Source organism: Micromonospora sp. NPDC023869 (assembly GCF_055559695.1).
Genome location: NZ_JBVHKD010000005.1, coordinates 66,258 through 85,733 on the forward strand (window position 1 = coordinate 66,258; position 19,476 = coordinate 85,733).

The 19,476-nt window shown below is 69.7% G+C and carries 20 protein-coding genes; 9 read left to right on the top strand and 11 right to left on the bottom strand.

Translation table 11 applies throughout. The features are described 5' to 3' along the window. Positions 1 to 17 precede the first annotated feature (17 nt). Complete coding sequence (locus ACZ31C_RS16390; RefSeq protein ID WP_465796001.1) at positions 18 to 2,273, top strand: EAL domain-containing protein; 2,256 nt, start codon at positions 18 to 20, stop codon at positions 2,271 to 2,273. 22 nt (positions 2,274 to 2,295) lie between these two features. Here the strand turns inward: ACZ31C_RS16390 and ACZ31C_RS16395 are convergent, their stop codons facing one another. Beyond that, positions 2,296 to 3,318: a LacI family DNA-binding transcriptional regulator gene (locus ACZ31C_RS16395; RefSeq protein WP_465796002.1), complete on the bottom strand. Its 1,023-nt coding sequence runs from the start codon at positions 3,316 to 3,318 to the stop codon at positions 2,296 to 2,298. A 292-nt stretch (positions 3,319 to 3,610) separates the two neighbouring features. Here ACZ31C_RS16395 and ACZ31C_RS16400 point away from each other — a divergent pair, with 292 nt between their 5' ends. The 5 genes from ACZ31C_RS16400 to ACZ31C_RS16420 all read left to right on the top strand — a co-directional run bounded on the left by ACZ31C_RS16400 (position 3,611) and on the right by ACZ31C_RS16420 (position 10,331). Beyond that, on the top strand, positions 3,611 to 4,882 hold the full coding sequence (locus ACZ31C_RS16400) for an ABC transporter substrate-binding protein (RefSeq protein ID WP_465796003.1): 1,272 nt from the start codon (positions 3,611 to 3,613) through the stop codon (positions 4,880 to 4,882). A gap of 71 nt (positions 4,883 to 4,953) precedes the next feature. Next, positions 4,954 to 5,847 carry a carbohydrate ABC transporter permease gene (locus ACZ31C_RS16405; protein WP_465796236.1) on the top strand — a complete coding sequence of 298 codons (894 nt, stop codon included), beginning with the start codon at positions 4,954 to 4,956 and terminating at the stop codon, positions 5,845 to 5,847. Further along, on the top strand, positions 5,844 to 6,764 hold the full coding sequence (locus ACZ31C_RS16410; protein WP_465796004.1) for a carbohydrate ABC transporter permease: 921 nt from the start codon (positions 5,844 to 5,846) through the stop codon (positions 6,762 to 6,764). The genes ACZ31C_RS16405 and ACZ31C_RS16410 overlap by 4 nt, the downstream gene beginning before the upstream one ends. Further along, positions 6,761 to 9,217: a glycoside hydrolase family 2 protein gene (locus ACZ31C_RS16415; protein WP_465796005.1), complete on the top strand. Its 2,457-nt coding sequence runs from the start codon at positions 6,761 to 6,763 to the stop codon at positions 9,215 to 9,217. The genes ACZ31C_RS16410 and ACZ31C_RS16415 overlap by 4 nt, the downstream gene beginning before the upstream one ends. Positions 9,218 to 9,701: 484 nt before the next feature. Further along, on the top strand, positions 9,702 to 10,331 hold the full coding sequence (locus tag ACZ31C_RS16420) for a DUF4352 domain-containing protein (protein ID WP_465796006.1): 630 nt from the start codon (positions 9,702 to 9,704) through the stop codon (positions 10,329 to 10,331). 152 nt (positions 10,332 to 10,483) lie between these two features. Here the strand turns inward: ACZ31C_RS16420 and ACZ31C_RS16425 are convergent, their stop codons facing one another. The 9 genes from ACZ31C_RS16425 to ACZ31C_RS16465 all read right to left on the bottom strand — a co-directional run bounded on the left by ACZ31C_RS16425 (position 10,484) and on the right by ACZ31C_RS16465 (position 14,191). After that, on the bottom strand, positions 10,484 to 10,798 hold the full coding sequence (locus ACZ31C_RS16425) for a hypothetical protein (RefSeq protein ID WP_131052024.1): 315 nt from the start codon (positions 10,796 to 10,798) through the stop codon (positions 10,484 to 10,486). Positions 10,799 to 10,871: 73 nt separating this feature from the next. Next, the gene (locus ACZ31C_RS16430) at positions 10,872 to 10,997 is read right to left on the bottom strand and encodes a hypothetical protein (RefSeq protein ID WP_465796007.1); all 126 of its coding nucleotides are present in this window, start codon (positions 10,995 to 10,997) and stop codon (positions 10,872 to 10,874) included. Beyond that, positions 10,994 to 11,254, bottom strand: a complete 261-nt coding sequence (locus ACZ31C_RS16435; RefSeq protein ID WP_465796008.1) for a hypothetical protein — start codon at positions 11,252 to 11,254, stop codon at positions 10,994 to 10,996. The genes ACZ31C_RS16430 and ACZ31C_RS16435 overlap by 4 nt, the downstream gene beginning before the upstream one ends. A 14-nt stretch (positions 11,255 to 11,268) precedes the next feature. Then, positions 11,269 to 11,532 (bottom strand): hypothetical protein, encoded by a 264-nt coding sequence (locus tag ACZ31C_RS16440; RefSeq protein WP_465796009.1) that lies wholly within the window; start codon positions 11,530 to 11,532, stop codon positions 11,269 to 11,271. 92 nt (positions 11,533 to 11,624) lie between these two features. After that, entirely contained in the window at positions 11,625 to 12,056 is a 432-nt protein-coding gene (locus tag ACZ31C_RS16445) for a hypothetical protein (RefSeq protein ID WP_465796010.1), read from the bottom strand. Continuing rightward, positions 12,004 to 12,708, bottom strand: a complete 705-nt coding sequence (locus ACZ31C_RS16450) for a hypothetical protein (RefSeq protein ID WP_465796011.1) — start codon at positions 12,706 to 12,708, stop codon at positions 12,004 to 12,006. The genes ACZ31C_RS16445 and ACZ31C_RS16450 overlap by 53 nt, the downstream gene beginning before the upstream one ends. Beyond that, positions 12,705 to 12,965: a hypothetical protein gene (locus ACZ31C_RS16455; RefSeq protein ID WP_465796012.1), complete on the bottom strand. Its 261-nt coding sequence runs from the start codon at positions 12,963 to 12,965 to the stop codon at positions 12,705 to 12,707. The genes ACZ31C_RS16450 and ACZ31C_RS16455 overlap by 4 nt, the downstream gene beginning before the upstream one ends. Before the next feature lie 157 nt (positions 12,966 to 13,122). Then, positions 13,123 to 13,317: a DUF397 domain-containing protein gene (locus tag ACZ31C_RS16460; RefSeq protein WP_465796013.1), complete on the bottom strand. Its 195-nt coding sequence runs from the start codon at positions 13,315 to 13,317 to the stop codon at positions 13,123 to 13,125. Then, complete coding sequence (locus ACZ31C_RS16465) at positions 13,310 to 14,191, bottom strand: helix-turn-helix domain-containing protein (protein WP_465796014.1); 882 nt, start codon at positions 14,189 to 14,191, stop codon at positions 13,310 to 13,312. The genes ACZ31C_RS16460 and ACZ31C_RS16465 overlap by 8 nt, the downstream gene beginning before the upstream one ends. Before the next feature lie 462 nt (positions 14,192 to 14,653). On the opposite strand from ACZ31C_RS16465, the gene ACZ31C_RS16470 reads away from it, so the two are divergent. The 3 genes from ACZ31C_RS16470 (at position 14,654) to ACZ31C_RS16480 (ending at position 17,446) form a co-directional block, all read left to right on the top strand. Beyond that, a complete protein-coding gene (locus ACZ31C_RS16470) occupies positions 14,654 to 16,432 on the top strand; it encodes a hypothetical protein (protein ID WP_465796015.1) in 1,779 nt (592 codons plus the stop codon). A 154-nt stretch (positions 16,433 to 16,586) separates the two neighbouring features. Further along, positions 16,587 to 16,991 carry a helix-turn-helix domain-containing protein gene (locus tag ACZ31C_RS16475; protein ID WP_465796016.1) on the top strand — a complete coding sequence of 135 codons (405 nt, stop codon included), beginning with the start codon at positions 16,587 to 16,589 and terminating at the stop codon, positions 16,989 to 16,991. 35 nt (positions 16,992 to 17,026) lie between these two features. Continuing rightward, complete coding sequence (locus ACZ31C_RS16480) at positions 17,027 to 17,446, top strand: VOC family protein (protein ID WP_465796017.1); 420 nt, start codon at positions 17,027 to 17,029, stop codon at positions 17,444 to 17,446. A gap of 88 nt (positions 17,447 to 17,534) precedes the next feature. Here ACZ31C_RS16480 and ilvD read toward each other — a convergent pair whose 3' ends face one another. After that, positions 17,535 to 19,382, bottom strand: coding sequence for a dihydroxy-acid dehydratase (gene ilvD, locus ACZ31C_RS16485; protein ID WP_465796018.1), 1,848 nt, complete (start codon positions 19,380 to 19,382; stop codon positions 17,535 to 17,537). Between the last annotated feature and the right edge of the window lie 94 nt (positions 19,383 to 19,476).

A 19,476-nucleotide genomic window follows, 5' to 3' on the forward strand; every position in this document is an offset into this window, starting at 1 on the left:
TCACGAAGGCGACCGTCGTGCCCGTCGCGTCTGTGTTCCGAGCCGCCGTGTTCCGTGCCGGCGTCCGCTCACCGTTCCTGCCGGAGTCCTGCGTACTCGCGCTGGTCGTGCTGCTGCTCGTAGCCGGCGCGGTCGGTGCGGTCCCGGCCCTGGCGGTGGTGGCGCTCGCCGGAGCGGCCGGTTCCACGCTGGCGGGCGTCCGCCTGTCCCGACTCGCCACCGGCACCGACGTGCCCTCCGGGTCCACCGACGGCGGTCGGCTGGCGCGTCGTCGTGCGGCTCGGCCCCGCCGCGCCGCCGCCCTGCTGCACGGTGCCGTGATGGCCGCCGGTCTGACCGCCGCCGTCCTGCCACTGGCCTCGATGGGACTCCGCCCGACTGCGGCGACGGTCGGGCTCCTCGGCACCGCCGCACTGCTCGTCGGTGGCCTGTCGAGCCTGCCCCGACCGCCGAGACCACCGTGGCGGGTACGGCTGCTGAGGGTGCTGGACGCCGCCGCGCCCGGCGTCTGGCTGGTGCTCGTCGCCTGGCTGCTGCTGCCGTACGCCGACACGGCACCCTCGGTGCGGCTGGTCGCGGCGGTGGCGTTGGGCGTGCTGGCGGTCGACGCGCTGCTCGTGCTGACCGGCGCTCATCGGGCCGGCGGCCTCAGCCGGTGCCGGGCCGGTGCGTCGGCCATCCTGTTCGCGCTGGTGCTGCTGGCGGTGCTGCCGGCGACCGCCGGTCGGGTGGCACTGCTGGCGGTCGGCCCGCTGGTGGCCGGGGTGCTGCTGGTCGCCGCCGGGATGCGGCAGGTGGCGCGGTCGGCGCCCGAACCGGAGGATCGGACGGCCCGGGTCTGGCCGGTGGTGGTGGTCCCGGCGTCGGCGGTGGTGCTCGCCGTCGTCCACCAGTTGCAGGCCGGTCTCCTGCTGGACAACACGGCGGTGCTGCTCGCGCTCGCCGCAGTGCCTCCGTTGGTGGCCCGGGAGCTGGTCCGGAGCGCTGCGGAGTCCGCGGCGTCGTCGGAGCCGGCACCCCCCGGACCGGAGCCGGTCACTGCCGAGAGTCGTGGGCCGGACGGCCGCCCCGGTCTGCTGCGGGCGCTGGCGGCCTGGCCGGACCAGGGTGCGCTGCTGGTGGTGGACCTGCACCTGACCGAGCTGCCCGGCGTGGCACTCCGCGACGACGTGGCCGCCGAGGCGGTGCGCCGGGCACGCGCCGTGGTGACCGCCGGCGACGAGGTGTTCGACCTGGCCGGCAGCGGGCTGGCGGTGGTGACCGACGCCGGGGCGATGCTGGCCTACGCGCTGGGTACCCGCCTGATCACCGAGCTGCGCCGCCCGTACGAGGTGGCCGGCGCGGTGCTGCGCTCGCGACCCAGCGTCGGGCTGGCCGAACTGACCCCCGGTCGCCCGGAGGACGTGCTGCGGCAGGCGGATCTGGCCCGGCGGCGGGCCGCCCAACTCGGCCGGGAGCGGGTCGAGTGGTACGACGCCTACCTGGAGGAGCAACTGGTCCGGCGGCTGGACCTGGAACGGGAGCTGCCCGGCGCGGTCGCCCGAGGCGAGCTGGACCTGGTGTTCCAGCCGGTGGTGGACCTGGCCGACCGCTCGCCGGTCGGCACCGAGGCGCTGCTGCGGTGGCGTAGCCCGGTGCTCGGCACCGTCTTCCCGGCGGAGTTGCTGCCGGTGGCCGAGGACCTCGACATCGTGGGCGAGCTGGGCGTCTGGGTGCTGGACCGGGCCTGCCGGCAGTTGGCGCACTGGTCCGGCGGCGGTCGGCGGCTCTGGATGTCGGTCAACGTCACCACCCGTGAGCTGACCTCGCCGGACTTCGTGCCCCGCACGGCGGCGGTGCTGGACGCGTACGGGGTGGGGCCGGACCAACTCGTGGTGGAGGTGGCCGAGCCCCGGGTGGGTGCCGAGCTGTCCACCGTGGTGGCCCGGCTGGCCGGTCTGCGGTCGATGGGCATCCGGACCGCCCTGGACGACTTCCGGGCCGCGCACGCCTCCCTGGCCCAGCTGCGGCGGCTCCCGATCGACCTGCTCAAGGTCGGCCCGGAGTCGGTGGTGCCGAGCGGCGATCCGGCCGGTCCGCTGCTGGACGTGGTGGTCACCGTCGCCGACCGGTTGGGACTGGAGGTGGTCGCCGAGGGACTGGAGTCGGCCCACCAGGTCGACGGGGCGCAGCGCGCCGGGTGCCGTTACGGCCAGGGCTTCGAACTCGCCCGACCGGCGACTGCGGAACGGGTGGAGGCGTACTTCGAGGAGTTCCCGTCCACGTCACGATGACGATGAATGCGGCTTAACCGGTTCATGGGCGAGACGGGGGCGGACCGGTGCTGCCGCGCGGGGTCAGGTGCGCGGTCTCGTCCTCGACGACCACCGCCGCAGCGCCCTCGATCGCCTGGAGCAGGTGTCGGGCGGCGTGGGCGCCGTACGCGGGGATGTCCCGGCCGAGCGCGGTCAGCGGCGGGTGCACCAGCCGGCACAGCGGGGAGTCGTCCCAGGCCACGATGGACAGCTCGGTCGGGACGGCGAGCTTCATCTCCTGGGCCACCGAGAGTCCGGCGATGGCCATCACGTCGTTGTCGTAGATCACTGCGGTCGGCCGGATCCGGGAGCTGAGCAGTCGGCGGGTGGCCCGCGCGCCCTCCTCGCCGGTGTAGTCGGAGGAGACGGTCGTCGCCTCGGCCAGCCCCAGCCGCTGGCACACCTCGCCGAACGCCCGGGTGCGGGTCGCCGTGTGCAACAGGTCGGGCAGGCCGCCGACCCGGGCGATCCGCCGGTGTCCCAGCGCGTACAGGTACTCCACGGTCTCCACCAGGGCCGCCGCGTCGTCGGACCAGACGCTGGTCAGCCGGCCGGTGCCGGAGGGCCCGCCGATCACCACGGCGGGCAGGCGCAACTCCTCCAGCACCGGCACCCGCCGGTCGTCGGTGCGCAGGTCGCAGACGAGTACGCCGTCGACCCGCCGTTCGCCCCACCAGCGCCGGTAGACCGCGATCTCGGCGTCCTGGTCGGCCACCACCTGGAGGGTCAGCGCGTACGAACGGGCGGAGAGTTCCGCCTCGACTCCACTGATCAGCTCCATGAAGAACGGTTCGATGCCGAGCGTCTGCGCCGGTCGGGCCAGGATCAGCCCGATCGCCCGGGCGGTCGCGCCGGACAGGGCCCGGGCGGCGCTGCTCGGACTGAACCCGATCTCGGCCGCGATGGCGAGGATGCGTTGCCGGGTCGCCTCGGAGACGCCCGGCTGCCCGTTGAGCGCGTACGACACCGCGCCCTTGGAGACCCCCGCCCGCCGGGCGACGTCCGCGATGGTGGGCCGCTTCACCGGCGTACGTCCTCCTGATCGCTCTGCCTGCCCGCCGCGCGCGGTGGCGCGGGCGTCGGGCACCAACGCTACCGGTCGCCCGCCGCTGTCCCGGTGGCGGTCCGACACCGTCTCGATCGGTCGGTCGGACGCCGTCACTTGTTCGGTTCAGCCGACCGGCAGGTCACCGTTAGGCGCTGTTCGTAACGCGCCGTTGACACCGCGAGAGCATGCACTTACGGTCCTAACTTATCCGGTTCAGTCAATGTTCTTCGATTTATTGAGCATTCCCAGCCTGTTTGGAGGAGGGGTCATGAGACGGTCCACGCCCCGGTGGCTGCGGGTCGCAGCCGTGGGTCTGACGGTCGGTTCGCTCGTCGTCGCGTGCAGCGGACGCAGCACCACCGGCGGCTCCGGCGGTGAGGTCACCCTGACGATCAACTTCTGGGGCGACTTCGGCCTGCAGGACCTCAAGACGAAGTACGAGGCGGAGAACAGCAACGTCAAGATCGCCCTCAACTCGGGCGAGTACAACGCCCAGCACGAGGACCTGCAGAAGAAGCTCATCGCCGGCTCCGGCGCCCCCGACATCGCCGCCATCGACGAGGGATTCATCGTCCAGTTCCGTAGCCAGGCCGACAAGTTCGTCAACCTGCTCGACAAGGGCGCCGGCACCTACGAGACCAACTACCTGCCGTGGAAGTGGAAGCAGTCGCTCTCCGCCGACGGTGCCACCCAGATCGGCCTCGGCACCGACGTCGGCGGCCTGGCCATGTGCTACCGCACCGACCTCTTCTCCGCCGCCGGTCTGCCCACCGCGCGTGACCAGGTCTCCGCACTCTGGCCCACCTGGGACAAGTTCCTGGAGGTCGGCGAGGGATACACCGCCGAGACGGGGAAGAAGTTCATCGACAACGCCACCAACCTGTTCAACCCGATCCTCGGGCAGCAGCAGGTCGGCTTCTTCGACGCCGACGAGCAGTTGCAGATGGCGGGCGGCCCCAAGGTCGCCTTCGACTACGCGGTCAGGGCGGCCGACGCCGGGATCTCCGCGAACCTGACCAGCTTCCAGGCCGACTGGGACAAGGGCTTCACCAGCGGCGCGTTCGCGGTGCTGCCCTGCCCGGCGTGGATGCTCGGGCACATCCAGAACACCGCACCCGGCACCAAGGGACAGTGGGACATCGCCACCGTGCCGGGTGGCGGCGGCAGTTGGGGCGGCTCCTTCCTCACCGTGCCGAAGCAGGGGCGCAACGTCGACGAGGCGTACAAGTTCGTGGAGTGGCTGATCCAGCCGGAGCAGCAGATCGAGGTCTTCAAGACGGTCGGCAACCTGCCCTCGCAGCCCGCCCTCTACGCCGATCCGGCGATCGCCGAGTTCAAGAACGAGTTCTTCAACTCCGCGCCGGTCGGGCAGATCTTCCCCAAGATGGCCGAGGGGCTCACCCCGCAGTACCTGGGCCGCAAGAACGGGCCGACCCGGGTCGCGGTGGAGAATGTGATCAACCGGGTGCAGAACGGCACGCTCGCGTCCGGCGCGGCCTGGGCCGAAGCCATCAAGGAAGCCGAGAAGGCCGGCAGGTGACGGTACGGGTGGCGCGGCGCACCCGTACCGCCCGGTCCCTGACCTGGCGGGACCGGCTGCACCGCTTCGACATGCGGTACGTGCCCTACCTGCTGATCGCGCCGTTCTTCCTGCTCTTCCTCGTCTTCGGCCTGTTCCCGATGATCTTCAACGGGGTGGTGGCGCTGCGCCACTGGCGGCTGGACGACCCGGAACTGACCGGCTGGGCCGGTACGGAGAACTTCCGCCGACTCCTCACCGACGGCGACTTCGGCAACGCGCTCTACAACACGTTCGGCATCTTCCTGCTCTCCACCGTCCCGCAACTGCTGCTCGCGCTGGTCATCGCATCGATGCTGAACCGGCGACTACGGGCGCAGACCTGGTGGCGGGTGGGCGCGCTGCTGCCGTACATCACCCCGATCACCGCCTCCACGCTGGTGTTCAACGTCTTCTTCTCCCGCGACTTCGGCATGGCCAACTGGGCGCTCGGCCTGCTCGGCATCGGCACCGAGACGCCGATCGACTGGCGGGCGGACAAACTCCACTCCTGGATCGCCATCGCCACGATGGTCAACTGGAAGTGGATCGGCTACAACGCCCTGCTCTATCTGGCCGCGATGCAGTCCATCCCGCGCGACGTCTACGAGGCGTCGGCCCTGGACGGAGCCGGGCCGTGGCGACAGCTATGGCGGATCACGGTGCCGATGATCCGTCCGGTGGTCATTTTCACCGTGGTGCTCTCCACCATCGGCGGACTGCAACTGTTCACCGAGCCGATGCTGTTCGACCTGAACGCGCAGACCGCCCGAGGTGGCGCCGGCGGTGAGTGGCAGACCGTCGCGCAGCTCATCTACAAGGTCGGCTGGAAGGACCTCAACCTCGGGTACGCCGCCGCGATGTCCTGGGCGCTGTTCCTCATCATCCTCGCGGTCGCGGCCCTGAACACCCTGCTGACCAATCGCATCTCGGGGGGCCGCAGATGACCGCACCGAGCACCACGGAGGCCCGGCCCCGCCGACCAGGCACGCCGCCCGGTGGACGCAGGCGGACCGGGTCGTACGGCCGGGCCCCGCAGGACACCCCGGCGGGCATCGGGACGTACCTCTTCTTGGCGGTGACCACGCTGTTCGCGGCGTTCCCGCTGTACTGGATGTTCGTCATCGCCACCAGCACCGACGAGGCGACCGCCCAGTTGCCGCCGGCGGTCGTCCCGAGCGACCAGTTCCTGGTGAACCTCGACGAGGTCTTCACCCTCCAGGACGTCTACTTCGCCGCCTCGCTGGTGAACAGCGTCATCGTCGCCACCACGGTGACCGCGGCGGTGCTGTTCTTCTGCTCGCTCGCCGGGTTCGCCTTCGCCAAGCTGCAGTTCCGGGGCAGCCGGCCGCTGATGCTCTTTGTGATCCTCACCCTGACCGTGCCCAACCAGCTCGGCGTCGTCGCGCTCTATATCGTGATGGGCAAACTGGGCTGGAACGGTACGCTGCTGGCAGTGATCGTGCCCGGCCTGGTGACCGCCTTCGGCGTGTTCTACATGCGACAGTTCATCGTCAACTCGGTGCCGGACGAGCTGGTCGAGGCGGCCCGGGTGGACGGTGCCACCACCATGCGGATCTACTGGAGCGTGGTGCTGCCGGCGATCGGCCCGGCGCTGGCGGTGCTCGGCCTGTTGACGTTCGTGGCCACCTGGAACGACTTCCAGTGGCCGCTGATCACGTTGAACGGCACCGACTATCCCACCTCGATGGTGGCCATCTCCGACCTGGCCAGCGGCAACTACGTGATCTATCGACGGGTGCTGGCGGGTGCGTTCGTGGCCACGGTGCCACTGTTGGTCGTGCTCGTCATCGGCGGTCGCCGGATCGTCCGAGGAATCATGGAAGGCGCGGTGAAGTCTTGAGCGACGCACGGGGGAGCCGGCCGGACCGGTTGCCGTTGCACGACGGCTGGACCTTGCGGCCGGTGCCCGGTCCGCAGGTGCCACCGGAGGTCGACGGTCGGGTGGTGGCGGCCACCGTCCCCGGCTGCGTGCACACCGACCTGCTCGCGGCGGAGCTGATCCCCGACCCGTACCTGGACGACAACGAGACCGCGCTGGCCTGGATCGGCCGCACCGACTGGGTGTACGAGACCACGTTCGACCGGCCCGACGGCGACCACCAGCGGCTCGACCTGGTCTGCGCCGGGCTGGACACGGTCGCCACGATCACGCTCAACGGGGTCGAGGTCGGCCGCACCGAGAACATGCACCGGGCGTACCGCTTCGACCTGACCCCGCTGCTGCGCGCCGAGGACAACAACCTCGTGGTCCACTTCGACTCCGCCTACCGGTACGCCGAGGCGCAGCGCGACCGTCTCGGCGACCGGCCCAACGCGTACCCGGAGCCGTTCCAGTTCATCCGCAAGATGGCCTGCAACTTCGGCTGGGACTGGGGACCGACCCTGGTCACCGCCGGGATCTGGCAGGAGATCGGCCTGCACGGCTGGTCCACCGCCCGGCTGGCGCGGGTACGCCCGCTGGTCACCGTCGCCGACGGTACCGGCCGGGTGGAGCTGCACGTCGATGTCGACCGCGCCATCGACGTGCCGGTCACCGTGCACGCCGAGGTGGCCGGTGCCACCGCCGAGGTGACGATCCCGGCGGGGAAGCGGACGACCGTGCTCACCCTCACCGTCGACCGACCCGAGCTGTGGTGGCCGCGCGGCCACGGCGACCAACCCCGCTACGACCTGACGGTGACGCTGCGCGGGCCGGACGGTGACGTGCTCGACGACTGGCAGCGGCGCGTCGGTTTCCGTTCGGTACGCCTGGACACCACCCCCGACGCGCACGGCGTCCCCTTCACGCTGCACGTCAACGACGTGCCGCTCTTCGTACGCGGGGTGAACTGGATCCCCGACGACGTCTTCCCCCACCGGGTCACCCGGGACCGTCTGGCGTACCGCTTCGACCAGGCCGAGGCGGCCAACGTCAACCTGCTGCGGGTCTGGGGCGGCGGCCGGTACGAGTCGGACGACTTCTATGACCTGGCCGACGAGCGGGGCCTGCTGGTGCAGCAGGACTTCCTCTTCGCCTGCGCGGCGTACCCGGAGGAGGAACCGCTGCGCACCGAGGTGGCCGCCGAGGCTGCCGAACAGGTGACCCGACTGGCCGGACACCCCTCGCTGGTGCTGTGGACCGGCAACAACGAGAACATCTGGGGCTGGCACGACTGGGACTGGCAGCAGCCGCTCGCCGGACGCACCTGGGGACACGGCTACTACCTGGACCTGCTGCCCCGGATCGTCGCCGAGCTGGACCCGACCCGCCCGTACTGGCCCGGCAGCCCGTACTCCGGCCGGGAGGACGTCCACCCCAACGACCCGGCGTACGGCACCACGCACATCTGGGACGTCTGGAATACCGACGACTACACGAAGTACCGCGAGCACCTGCCCCGGTTCGTCGCCGAGTTCGGCTACCAGGCCCCGCCCGCGTACGCGACGCTGCGGCGGGCCCTGAGCGACGAGCCGTTGGCGCACGACTCACCCGGCATGGCCCACCACCAGAAGGCCACCGACGGCGACCTCAAGTTGCGTCGCGGCCTGGACGCCCACCTGCCCGTGCCGCGCGACTTCGACGACTGGCACTACCTGACCCAGCTCAACCAGGCCCGCGCCATCCAACTCGGGGTGGAACACTTCCGTTCCCACCGGGGCTACTGCATGGGCACCATCGTCTGGCAGCTCAACGACTGCTGGCCGGTCACCTCGTGGGCCGCCGTCGACGGCGACGGTCGTCGCAAACCACTCTGGTACGCGTTGCGCCGGGCCTACGCCGACCGGCTGCTCACCGTCCAGCCCCGCGACGGCGGACTGGCCCTGGTCGCGGTCAACGACGGCGGCCGACCATGGCACGCGTCGACCACCGTCACCCGACTCACCCTGGCCGGCGAGCCCCGCGCGAAGACCACCCTGGAGCTGGAGGTGCCCGCGTACGCGACGGTGACCGTGCCGTTGCCGGCGGAGCTGACCCGGCCGGACGAGGCCCGCGCCGAACTGCTCGTCGCGGACGCCGGCAACGACCGGGCGCTCTGGTTCTTCGCCGAGGACCGCGACATCCCCTGGCCGACCGCGTCCTTTGACGCCGTCGTGGAAGAGGTCGACGGCACCCAGCGGGTACGCGTCACCGCCCGCACCGTCCTGCGCGACCTGATCCTCTATCCCGACCGGCTCGACCCGTCCGCCGAGGTCGACGAGGCTCTGGTGACGCTGCTGCCCGGCGAGTCGACGACCTTCGTCGTGCGGTCGTCGGCACCCCTGGACCCGACCGCCCTCACCAGTCGCCCGGTGCTCCGCTGCGTCAACGACTGACCGCCTGCCGCGTATTCGGCGCCCGCCTTTTGCCTAATCTGTCAGATCCAATTCAGGGTACTGGTTGGCGGGTATCCGACAGAATGTGGCGCCGGGGTCGGGTTCTGCCGTGCTCTGGTCGGGCGCGCCGATTCGTCGCATTGGCTTGACGTCTGACGGTCGAATCAGTATTTCGGCTGGTTCCACAGTGAACTCGTCGAGTGAACCAGGCCGGCCGGACGACCATTTCTGCGGTTAACCGTGGCACCGTTAGAGCGCTTTACTGATTACGCGGTAGCGCTGGACGAGACCCGGGAGACACCACTCGATGACGGCCCCATACGACCCTGCCCAAAACCCGCCCCCCGCTGGTCAACCGCCGACCGCGCAGTTCCCACAGGTGCCCGCAGCACAGTTACCGCCGCCGAATGGCGGTCAGTTCCCACCGCCGCCGCCTGCCCAGTTCGCTGCACCACCCGTAGCCAAGAAGCGGGCCTCGTGGCTGGTGCCCACCCTCATCGGTGTCGGCGCGTTCGTGATGCTGTGCTGTGGTGGCACGCTTGTGGTCGGCTTGGCCGGAGGCGACCAGACGACCGACGTCACCTCCGCGACCAGCGCCGCTCCGGCTGCCGAGGGGGCCGCGCCCGCGCCTGAAGCGGCACCGACGACCAGTGCGGCGGCAGCCGAACCGACCAAGGCGGCGGAGAAACCGGAGCCGGCGAAGTCGAAGACCCCCGGTATCGGCGACAAGGTGCGTGGCGGTGACTTCGAGTTCACCGTCAAGAGCGTGAAGTGTGGCATCTCCCGGGTCGGCAGCGACTTCCTCAACGTTAAGGCGCAGGGCACCTTCTGCAAGGCCATCGTGACCGTCAAGAACGTCACCAAGAGCGCCCAGACCTTTCACGCCGATAGCGCGCTGACCGCACAGGACGCCAGCGGCCGAGAGTTCGAGCCCGACGGTACGGCCGGGATCTACGGCAACAGCGACGCACAGGGATTCCTGGACAAAATCAACCCGGGTAACTCGGTGACGGCGAACGTCTTCTTCGATGTGCCGAAGGGCACCAAACTCAAGAGCATCACTCTGGACGCCGGTTTGTTCACCTTCGCCGAGGATGCTGTCGTGGTCCTTTGAGCGGCCGATCGCCTTCCGGCGGTCGATCGAGGAATCGATGATTGACGCGATGCCCCGCTCGGTGGCCTTCGCTTGATCTCCGGCCCGTCGGCGAGTTCTGCACGTGGCTCGCCGACGGGCCGTATGACCTCCGCAGGATCAGTATTGAGCGATCACTCGGGCTTGGGACGGTGCTCGTCCCAGGCGGCGGAGTGGTAGGCGGAACTCCAGGCGTTCAGGCAGATCCCGATCGCCACGATGATGGCCGCGCCCGCGCCGATCTTGCCCCAGGTGCCGACGCTCGGATCGGAGAGGCGGTCGAGCCCCCACACGGTGACCGCGATCTGCCCGATCTGCACAGCGATGGCGACGAGGTAGAGAAATTTCGTCTCGCCAGAGGCGTCGGCGGGGATCTCGTCGAGCTCTTCGGGGACGAAGTCGGCCAGTGCGTGGTCCTCCTGGCCGGCAGCGCGATCCTTCTCCTCCACGAATTTATAGTAGGCAATGTGACAGGTGGTGGGGGACGAGGAAGTTCGGGCGGCACCGATCGCCCCTGAGTGCTCAGGGACGGGACGACAGCGTGACGGCTTCCGCGAGTTTGGCGTCCAGTTCGTTGTCCGGCAGGTCTTCCTCGGTGAGGATCTTCTGCACCGTGGCTGCCTGGATGTGGCCGATGCTGCCGCTCATCCGAGTCGCTTGAGGTAGTCGCTTGCCTGTTCGGCGGTGTCCTTGAAGCCGCGGCGAGTCGGGGCGACCTCTGCCCCGGCAGCGGCAAGCGCCTCGTGGGTGGCGGTCACGTGCTCGTGTTGGCTGCCGTGCAGGAGGGCGGCCGCCGTTCGGGTCGCCGCCTCGGCCTCGGAGACAGCCTGGTCGAACCCATGTCGTCCCTGCCGGGCGGCTTCGACGGCGGCGCGAAGGGTCGCCTTGACCTCGCCGACAATCATGATGGTGGAGGTTGCTAGCCGAGGATGCCGACGTAGCGGCGGGCGGCCTCCGAGCTGCCCTGCATGAGGGTCATGGCCTCGGCCAGCCGTTGCTTGCTCTGCTCGCCCCGGGCGATGGCCTCGGCGATCGTCGGATGGCCGGTGCCGGCGGCGACGGCACGTAACCGGCTCAGCATCTGCTCGGTGTTCTCGGCGGCGGTCCGGATCTGGTTGATCGTGGCGTTGCCCTGCTCGGCTGCCTGCATCAGTGCCGCCTTGACCTCTTCGATGCTGGCCATGCCGTCCTCCTACTGCTGTCCGCGAAACCGGTCATGTCTGCGTAGTGGGGCGGACACTATCGGAGACGAGCGTGAGGTCGCAGCCCCGGTAGCTATAGGTAGTCGGCTGCGGTGCGCTCCACGTCGGCGATGAACTCTTCAAGCTGCGCCTCGCTGTGGTCGCGGTCCTGTAGCAACTTGCCGAGGAAGACGATCTGCATCTGTAGGGCGGTCTCGGGGTCGAGGTTCTCGATCAGTTCGGTCTCGCCGAGCGCCGCTCGGAGGAGCCCTTCCATCTCCAGCGTGGGGAGTGCCTGCGCGTCCGGGAACTGTGATCGCGTCTCGGATACAAAGCGAGCCACGTCGGTCGGGGAGTGGCTGGTGGGGAAACGCTCGTTCGCCGCGATGGCGAACGCCGCACCGATCACCTGGCTGCCGCCGCGCCATCCGGTCGTCTCCAAGCCGTCCAGGATCTGGTCGACGGTGCCCCAGTCACGACGCGCCATCGCGCGGATCAGGTCGCTGAATTCCGTCCGTACGCTCACGGTTTCGTAACCTCGCTATTCCTTTGCGGATTGAGAGGGCGGAGCGGTGGACGGCGATGCCCGCCACCAGTCCGACCACAACCAGGTGTCCTGCGGTGTCCGGTGCATCGTTGGCGAGACGCTGACCCAGCGTCGGGCTGGCGGTCGGTGTAGTAGTGCTGGCCTGCGTTCCTGTCGGGCCTTGTGGGCCCCGGACGAAGGTGAAGGCTTCACGCGCTGCCGTTACGGTCTTCTGGGTGTTGTCTTGAAGGTCTTCGACTTTCCGGGTCATCGTACTCAGGAAGGATCCGAGGTTCCGTCGGCCGGATTCGCGTTCGACGCTCTCGGCGAGAAGCCTCTCGCCCGAGGGCATGGCTGCTTCGGTGGGTGCCGTGGGTGCGGAGCCGGGAACCACGGCGTTCGAGTAGGCGGCAACGCTGTCGGCTGCCTTGCTGATGAGGTTGGCGAGTCTGACGGCCTTCTCCCTGGCCGCTTCACTTTCCCGCACAGCGCTGGTGAGGTTGGGGTGGCTGCTACCGCGTCCTGCCTCGGCGTAGTGGGTGGTGGCTTGACGGGCATCTTCCTGCGCACGTCGAGCGACGACGGCGGCACCTTGAAGATTCTCGATCACCTGACGTAGCTGAGAGACCACCGCGTCCAGGCCCGCGCTCATCCGATGACGCCCAAATATGCCTCGGCATGTTCCCTGGCAGCGTTGATTCGGCGCAACGTCAGCTCGACCTCGTGAGTGGCGGCGAGCAGCGCCTGCCTGGCGTCCTCCGCCTCCTCGCGTCGGCTGTCGTGGAGAGTGGCGAGGGCCAAGGCGGAGGCGTCATCTAGCTGGGCACTCGCCATGTGAACGCTCGTCTCGGCATCGTCGAGAGACTGGTTGCCGCGTCGGATGGTGGCCTTGACATCACCGATTGGCACGCCAGGACAGTATCCGGATCGAGTGGTTCAGCGCTGCCCTGCCAAGCAAGGGCGTTGTGAGGACCGCCCGCGGTGTGTAGGGCAAGAGGGGAGCCCGTGGACGGGTTCCGCTGACGGAACCCGTCCACGGCCACTGGGTCCGGATGCGCTTCTAGGCTCAGCGGCCCGTTCGGGTGGACGCGAGGAAGGTGGCCCAAGTGGTGGGGGTGAAGGTGAGGGCGGGGCCATGCGGGTCTTTGCTGTCGCGGACGGCGATGATGCCGGGCAAGTTGTCGGCGACCTCGACGCACTCGCCGCCGTTGCTGCCGCTGCGGGTGCTCTTGCGCCAGTGTGCGCCGGTCAGATCAACCATGATGGACCTCCCCGATGATCTTGGTGATCAGGTGTCTTGATTGTGCTTCATCAAGGGCAAGTTGTTCCAGGCTCGCCCATACCTTTTCGTAGGCAGCAAACTCATCGGGGCGATCGAGGTAGAGGGCCCCTGTCCACGACTCGCTGTAGATCACGGGTGGTTCAGGAGTCGCACGGTTCCTGAGCGGGAAGTTGAGCATCACGAAGGAGCCTGCCTCGACGCCACGATGCAATCCCGCCGTGAGCGGCAGGATTCGGATGGTGGCGGTTGGCGTCTCAGCGACTGTCAGCAGGTGGTGCAGTTGACTTGTCATCGTCTCGGGGCTGCCCACCGTGCGAAGCAGGGCTGATTCGGAGAGGATCACTTCCAATGTTGGTGGCGCAGGCATCCTGCGGCTGAGCAGGGACTGGCGCTGGAGTCGGACCTGTACGAGCCGTTCCCGCTCCTCGTTGCTCACCTCCGTGCGGTGCTGGTAGACGCCGAGCGCGTAGTCCCGCTGTTGCAGCAATCCTGGCAGCATCGCCTCGTTGAAGAACCGAAGTCGGCATGCGGCGGATTCGAGGCCGACGTACAGCTCGAACCAGTCGGGGATGGCGTCGCCGTAGGCGTGCCACCAGCCTTTTGCTCTCGTCTCGGTGGCCAGTGCGGTGAGCGCCCGGGTCAGCTCGGCGCGGGCGGCGTACAACTCGCACATGGCGCGGACGTCGACGCCGCGCACGGAGCCGAGGCCGCTCTCGATCCGCCATACCTTCTGTCGGCTGCACTCCAGTGCCTCCGCGGCGGCATCGAGCGTGATGCCGGCCTCGGTGCGCAGGTCACGCAAGGTCCTGCCGAGCTGTCGTCGGGGCACTGTCGACCCCATGTCTTCGGCCACCGCACCCTCCTTCCTGTCGGGTTTTGCAACATCCTGACGGCGGTCGTGGAACTCGGAATTGGTGCTATCAAGCAGCGGAAAAGTATGACGGGACATTCATTGTGATGGTGTTTCCGACCCTACAAGATAAGCCCGACAACAGCGATGACCGCGACGTCGATCCCAGAACAGGTGGTGCCGATTCGTGCGCGCAATATTCCCACAGCCACCGTGCGCCGACGAGAAGCGAGCGGGTGCGCGGTGACCGTCATTACCTGCCCGGACTGCGACGGGATGACCTTTCAGCTGCTGCCGTGCCGGTGCACCAGCTTTGGGAATCGGTTCCTGGCGGAGGAGACCGCCATACCCGCGCATCGTGTGGCGTACCGGGATTGCGAGCAGTGCCGGGGTGCGGGCAGTGTGGCGTACCCGTGTGGGCGCTGTCGGCGGCGCGGGCAACGGCGGGCGCAGGTGGTGCTCAGCGTGGCCAACCTGGACACCGGCGCGGTCGCCTCGCACCGCGTCGTGCCCGGAGGTCTCGACCCGGAGTGCACGCAGTCCGGATGGGTGGTCGACCTGGGCCGGAAGGTGCGCGATCTGGCCGCCCGCATCGGCGCGGCCGTCACCGATGAGGCACCCGAGCTGTGGTTGCCGCAGCAGTGGCGACCCGACGCGCCGCTGGTGCAGCGCCTGGAGCTGGAGGCTCAGGCGATCGTGCGGATGGACTACCTGCCCTGGCTGCTCTTCCTCGGGCGAAGCGAGCCGGTGCCGCCGGTCGATCCGGCCGAACGGCTCGTCCGGCTCTGCGTGCTCGCCGATCTGCTCCTGCTCGACCTGGTGATCGAGGTGCGTCGGCCGGGGATGGGCTGGGACGTCCGGTACGAGGTGCCAGGCTCGCCGGTGCCGGGCTTCCGGAGCGGGCAACCCGACCTGCCGCAGGCGCTGGCCCGCACCGACGTGGCCGACGCGCTCGCGGGGCTCACCGAGCGCGGCCGGGGCGTCGCCGCCCGGCTGGTGCAGCCCGATCGACCGCGCCCGCCCGCCGTGCCGTCCGTCGACGTGGACCAGCTCGAACGGCGGATCCTCGCCGACTGTGTCGACCCGGTCGACGGCTCCGAGCGGCCCGGCGCGCAGGCCCTCTGGCGGGACGGGCGGTGGTGGCACACCAGCCTGCGTGACGGCGATCCGGTCGAGACCTTCGTGGAGCAGCTCACCGGCCAGGTCGTACGCCGGGTGCGGGTGCCGTTGCGGCGCGGCTTCACGCCGCCCGAACCGGCCTGGCTCGGTGCGGAGATCGGCTGGCGGCCCTGCCCGGACTGCGTGCCCGGCAGCCGCCTGCGCAACTGCGACTGCCGCCTCGGCGGCCGTGGGGTGGAGGCGGGCTGTCCACGCTGCCGGGGCGCCGGGCTGCGCACGTCCGCGCTGGCCTGCTTCACCTGCGACGGTACCCACCGGCTGCACGAGGCGGTGGTGCTCACGCTCACCGACCTGCGGCACCGGGTCGTGCACCTGACCTGGCACACCGGCACGCCGGAGCCGGTCACGCTCGTCGCCACCCAACCCGGCGGCAAGCCGGTGGTCCAGCTTCCCGACCGCTATCGGCTCGCCGCCTGGGCACCCGTCCTCGGCGTACGGCCGGAGGACCTCGCCGAAGCCGACGGCGGGCACGAGATCGAGGCGCGACTGCGTGGCGGCCACGTCACGCTGCCCTGCGCCGGAGCCGATCCGGTGGGCGAGCACGTGCGCGCCGCCGGTCGGGGCCAGCCCGCAGGTCGGCTGATCGTGACGGCGGTACGCCCCGACGCGCCGCCGCTGACCGTGCTGATCCGGCTCGCGCTCGGGCTGGACCTGGCGTGTGAGGTCAGCATCTGCGACCTGCGGCACCACGCCGACGATCCGCGTTACCTGAGCGGGCTGCGCTGGTCGGTCGAGCTACGACCGCGTGACGCCCTGGTCCGCCCCGACGAGTGGCCCTACCGCCCGACCCTGGAAGCGGCGCTGGCCTGGTGCGTCGAGTGCCTGACCGACACCATCGCCAGTGCCGCGCCGGCTGACGCGGTGGTGCCGATCCCGGTGCCCGAGTCCGCGCCGAGCACCCTGCCCGCCGACCCGGTGCCGGTGCTGCTGCGGCTGGCCGCCCGACACGTCGGGCAGGTGCTGACCGTGCGGTTCACCCGGGCCGGCTGCACCCTCCACCTGCACGACGACGAGGGCATCCATTTCCTCGCCGAAGCCCCCGACCTGCATGCCATTGAAGGATGAGAGTCGCGCGGCCGTCGGCTGCGGCGGACCCGGTGGTGGCGCTCGTCGACGTCGTCGGCCGACCGACCGGGGAGCGTAGGCTCCGGCGAGTGGAGTACCCGCCGGATTCATGCCGGCCGGGCTTGATCTGTTCGGCGTTGTAGGGAGATGGCCGGTGAGCAGGGCGGTCGAGCAGACGAACCGGGCGATGTTGCGCGCTCGGGACGCGATGGACCGCGCGTACGCGCAACCCCTGGACATCCCGACGCTGGCGAGGATCGCGTACGTCTCCGAGGCCCACTTCATCCGCACCTTCCGGGCGACCTTCGGGGAGACGCCGCACCGGTATCTGCAACGGCGTCGGGTGGAGCGGGCCATGTACCTCCTCCTGCACACCGAGCAGGACGTGACCGAGGTGTGTCTTTCGGTCGGGTTCGGCAGTCTCGGCACGTTCAGCCGTACGTTCCGACAGATCGTCGGCGAGTCGCCCACCGGTTACCGCAAGCGGCGGACGGCCCCCGCCGCGCCGGTGCCGGGCTGCTTCACCAAAGCCTGGACGAGGCCGAGCAGTTTTGGATAAGCAGCAGGTCAGAGCGTTGCACTAGCGTTCCGGGCATGACGATGAACGCAATCAGCCGCTCCCAGGTCTACGTCCTCGACCAGGACGAGGCGCTCGACTTCTACGTGGGCAAGCTCGGCCTGGAGGTGCACACCGACCAGGATCTGGGCTTCATGCGGTGGCTCACGGTGAACATTCCCGGTGACCGGCAGCGCGAGATCCTGCTGGAGAAGCCCGGCCCGCCGAGTCTCGACCCGGCCACCGCCGAGCAGGTCCGCGAACTGCTCACCAAGGGGGCGGCCGGCGGTTTCCTCTTCATGACCACGGACGACGCCCAGAAGAAGTACGAGGAACTCGTCGGCAAGGGCGTCGACATCACCGACGAGCCGATGGAGCGGCCGTACGGGATCGACTTCGGCATCCGCGACCCGTTCGGCAACAAGATCCGCATCGGGCAGATGTCCGTACCCGCCTGAGCGCACCGGGCGCCGGCACCGGGCGTCGGATGTTAGGAAGGGTCCCCTGCTATACGCGAGGCGTTAGCAGGGGACCCTTCCTTTCACCTCATTCGGGGACGCGGCGGTAGGCGCCGTCGCTGGCCGAGGTGGCCATCGAGGCGTACGCGCGCAGCGCTGCGGAGACCGGGCGCTGCCGGTCGACCGGGGTGTACGGGCGGTCCCGCTTCTCCTGGGCGATCCGGCGGGCCTCCAGCACGTCGGCCGGCACGTTCAGGTCGATCGACCGGTTCGGGATGTCGATGACGATCTCGTCGCCCGGCTCCACCAGCGCGATCAGCCCGCCGGAGGCCGCCTCGGGGGAGACGTGCCCGATGGAGAGGCCGGAGGTGCCGCCGGAGAACCGGCCGTCGGTGAGCAGCGCGCAGGCGCGGCCCAGCCCCCGGCCCTTGAGGAACGAGGTGGGGTAGAGCATCTCCTGCATGCCGGGGCCACCCTTGGGGCCCTCGTAGCGGATCACCACCACGTCCCCGGCGACGATCTCCTTGGCCAGGATGGCGGTGACCGCGTCGTCCTGCGACTCGTACACCTTCGCCGGCCCACGGAAGGTCAGGCACTCCTCGGGCACCCCGGCGGTCTTGACCACGCAGCCGTCCGGCGCGAGGTTGCCGTGCAGGATGGCCAGCCCGCCGTCGGCGGAGTATGCGTGCTCCCGGTCGTGGATGCAGCCGTTGGCGGCGTCGGTGTCCAGGCTCGACCAGCGGTTGGTGGTGGAGAACGGCTCGGTGGTCCGCACGCCGCCGGGCGCGGCGTGGAACAGCTCGATCGCCTCCGGGGTGGCCGAGCCGCCACGCACGTCCCAGTCGGCCAGCCACTGCGACAGCGACGGGGAGTGCACCGCGTGCACGTCCCGGTGCAGCAGGCCGGCGCGGTCGAGTTCGCCGAGGATGGCCGGGATGCCACCGGCCCGGTGCACGTCCTCCATGTGGTACTGCGGCGAGTTCGGGGCGACCTTGGACAGGCAGGGCACCCGGCGGGAGATCGCGTCGATGTCGGCCACGGTGAAGTCCATCTCGGCTTCGCGGGCGGCGGCCAGCAGGTGCAGGATCGTGTTCGTCGAGCCGCCCATCGCCACGTCCAGCGCGACGGCGTTCTCGAACGCGGCCCGGGAGGCGACCATCCTCGGCAGCACCGAGGCGTCGTCGTGGTCGTACCACCGCTTGGCGATCTCCACGGCGGTGCGGCCGGCCTCGACGAAGAGCGACCGGCGGGCGGCGTGGGTGGCCAGCGTGGAGCCGTTGCCCGGCAGGGCCAGCCCGATCGCCTCGGTCAGGCAGTTCATCGAGTTGGCGGTGAACATGCCGGAGCAGGAGCCGCAGGTCGGGCAGGCGGAGCGCTCGATGGCGTCGAGCTGGTTGTCGGTGACGGCCTCGTTCGAGGAGGCGACCATCGCGTCGACCAGGTCGATCTTGGAGTGGACGACGCCCTCGATCGCCACCGTCTTGCCGGCCTCCATCGGGCCGCCGGAGACGAAGACCGTCGGGATGTTCAGCCGCAGCGCGGCCAGCAGCATGCCCGGGGTGATCTTGTCGCAGTTCGAGATGCAGACCAGGACGTCCGCGCAGTGCGCGTTGACCATGTACTCCACCGCGTCGGCGATCAACTCCCGGCTGGGCAGGGAGTAGAGCATGCCGCCGTGACCCATGGCGATGCCGTCGTCGACCGCGATCGTGTTGAACTCCCGGCCCACCCCGCCGGCCTCGGCCACCGCCTCGGCGACCAGCCCGCCGAGGTCCTTGAGATGTACGTGGCCCGGCACGAACTGGGTGAAACTGTTCGCGATGGCGACGATCGGCTTGCCGAAATCGTCGTCGGTCATCCCGGTGGCCCGCCACAGGGCCCGGGCGCCGGCCATCATCCGACCGTGCGTGGAGGTCTTCGACCGCAGCTCAGGCATGCGTACCAGTCTTGCACCGTGAACCCCGTGTCGGACAGGCACACGGACCGTGTCCCAACAGATGCACACCCGATCCCCACGACGGAAGCCGATC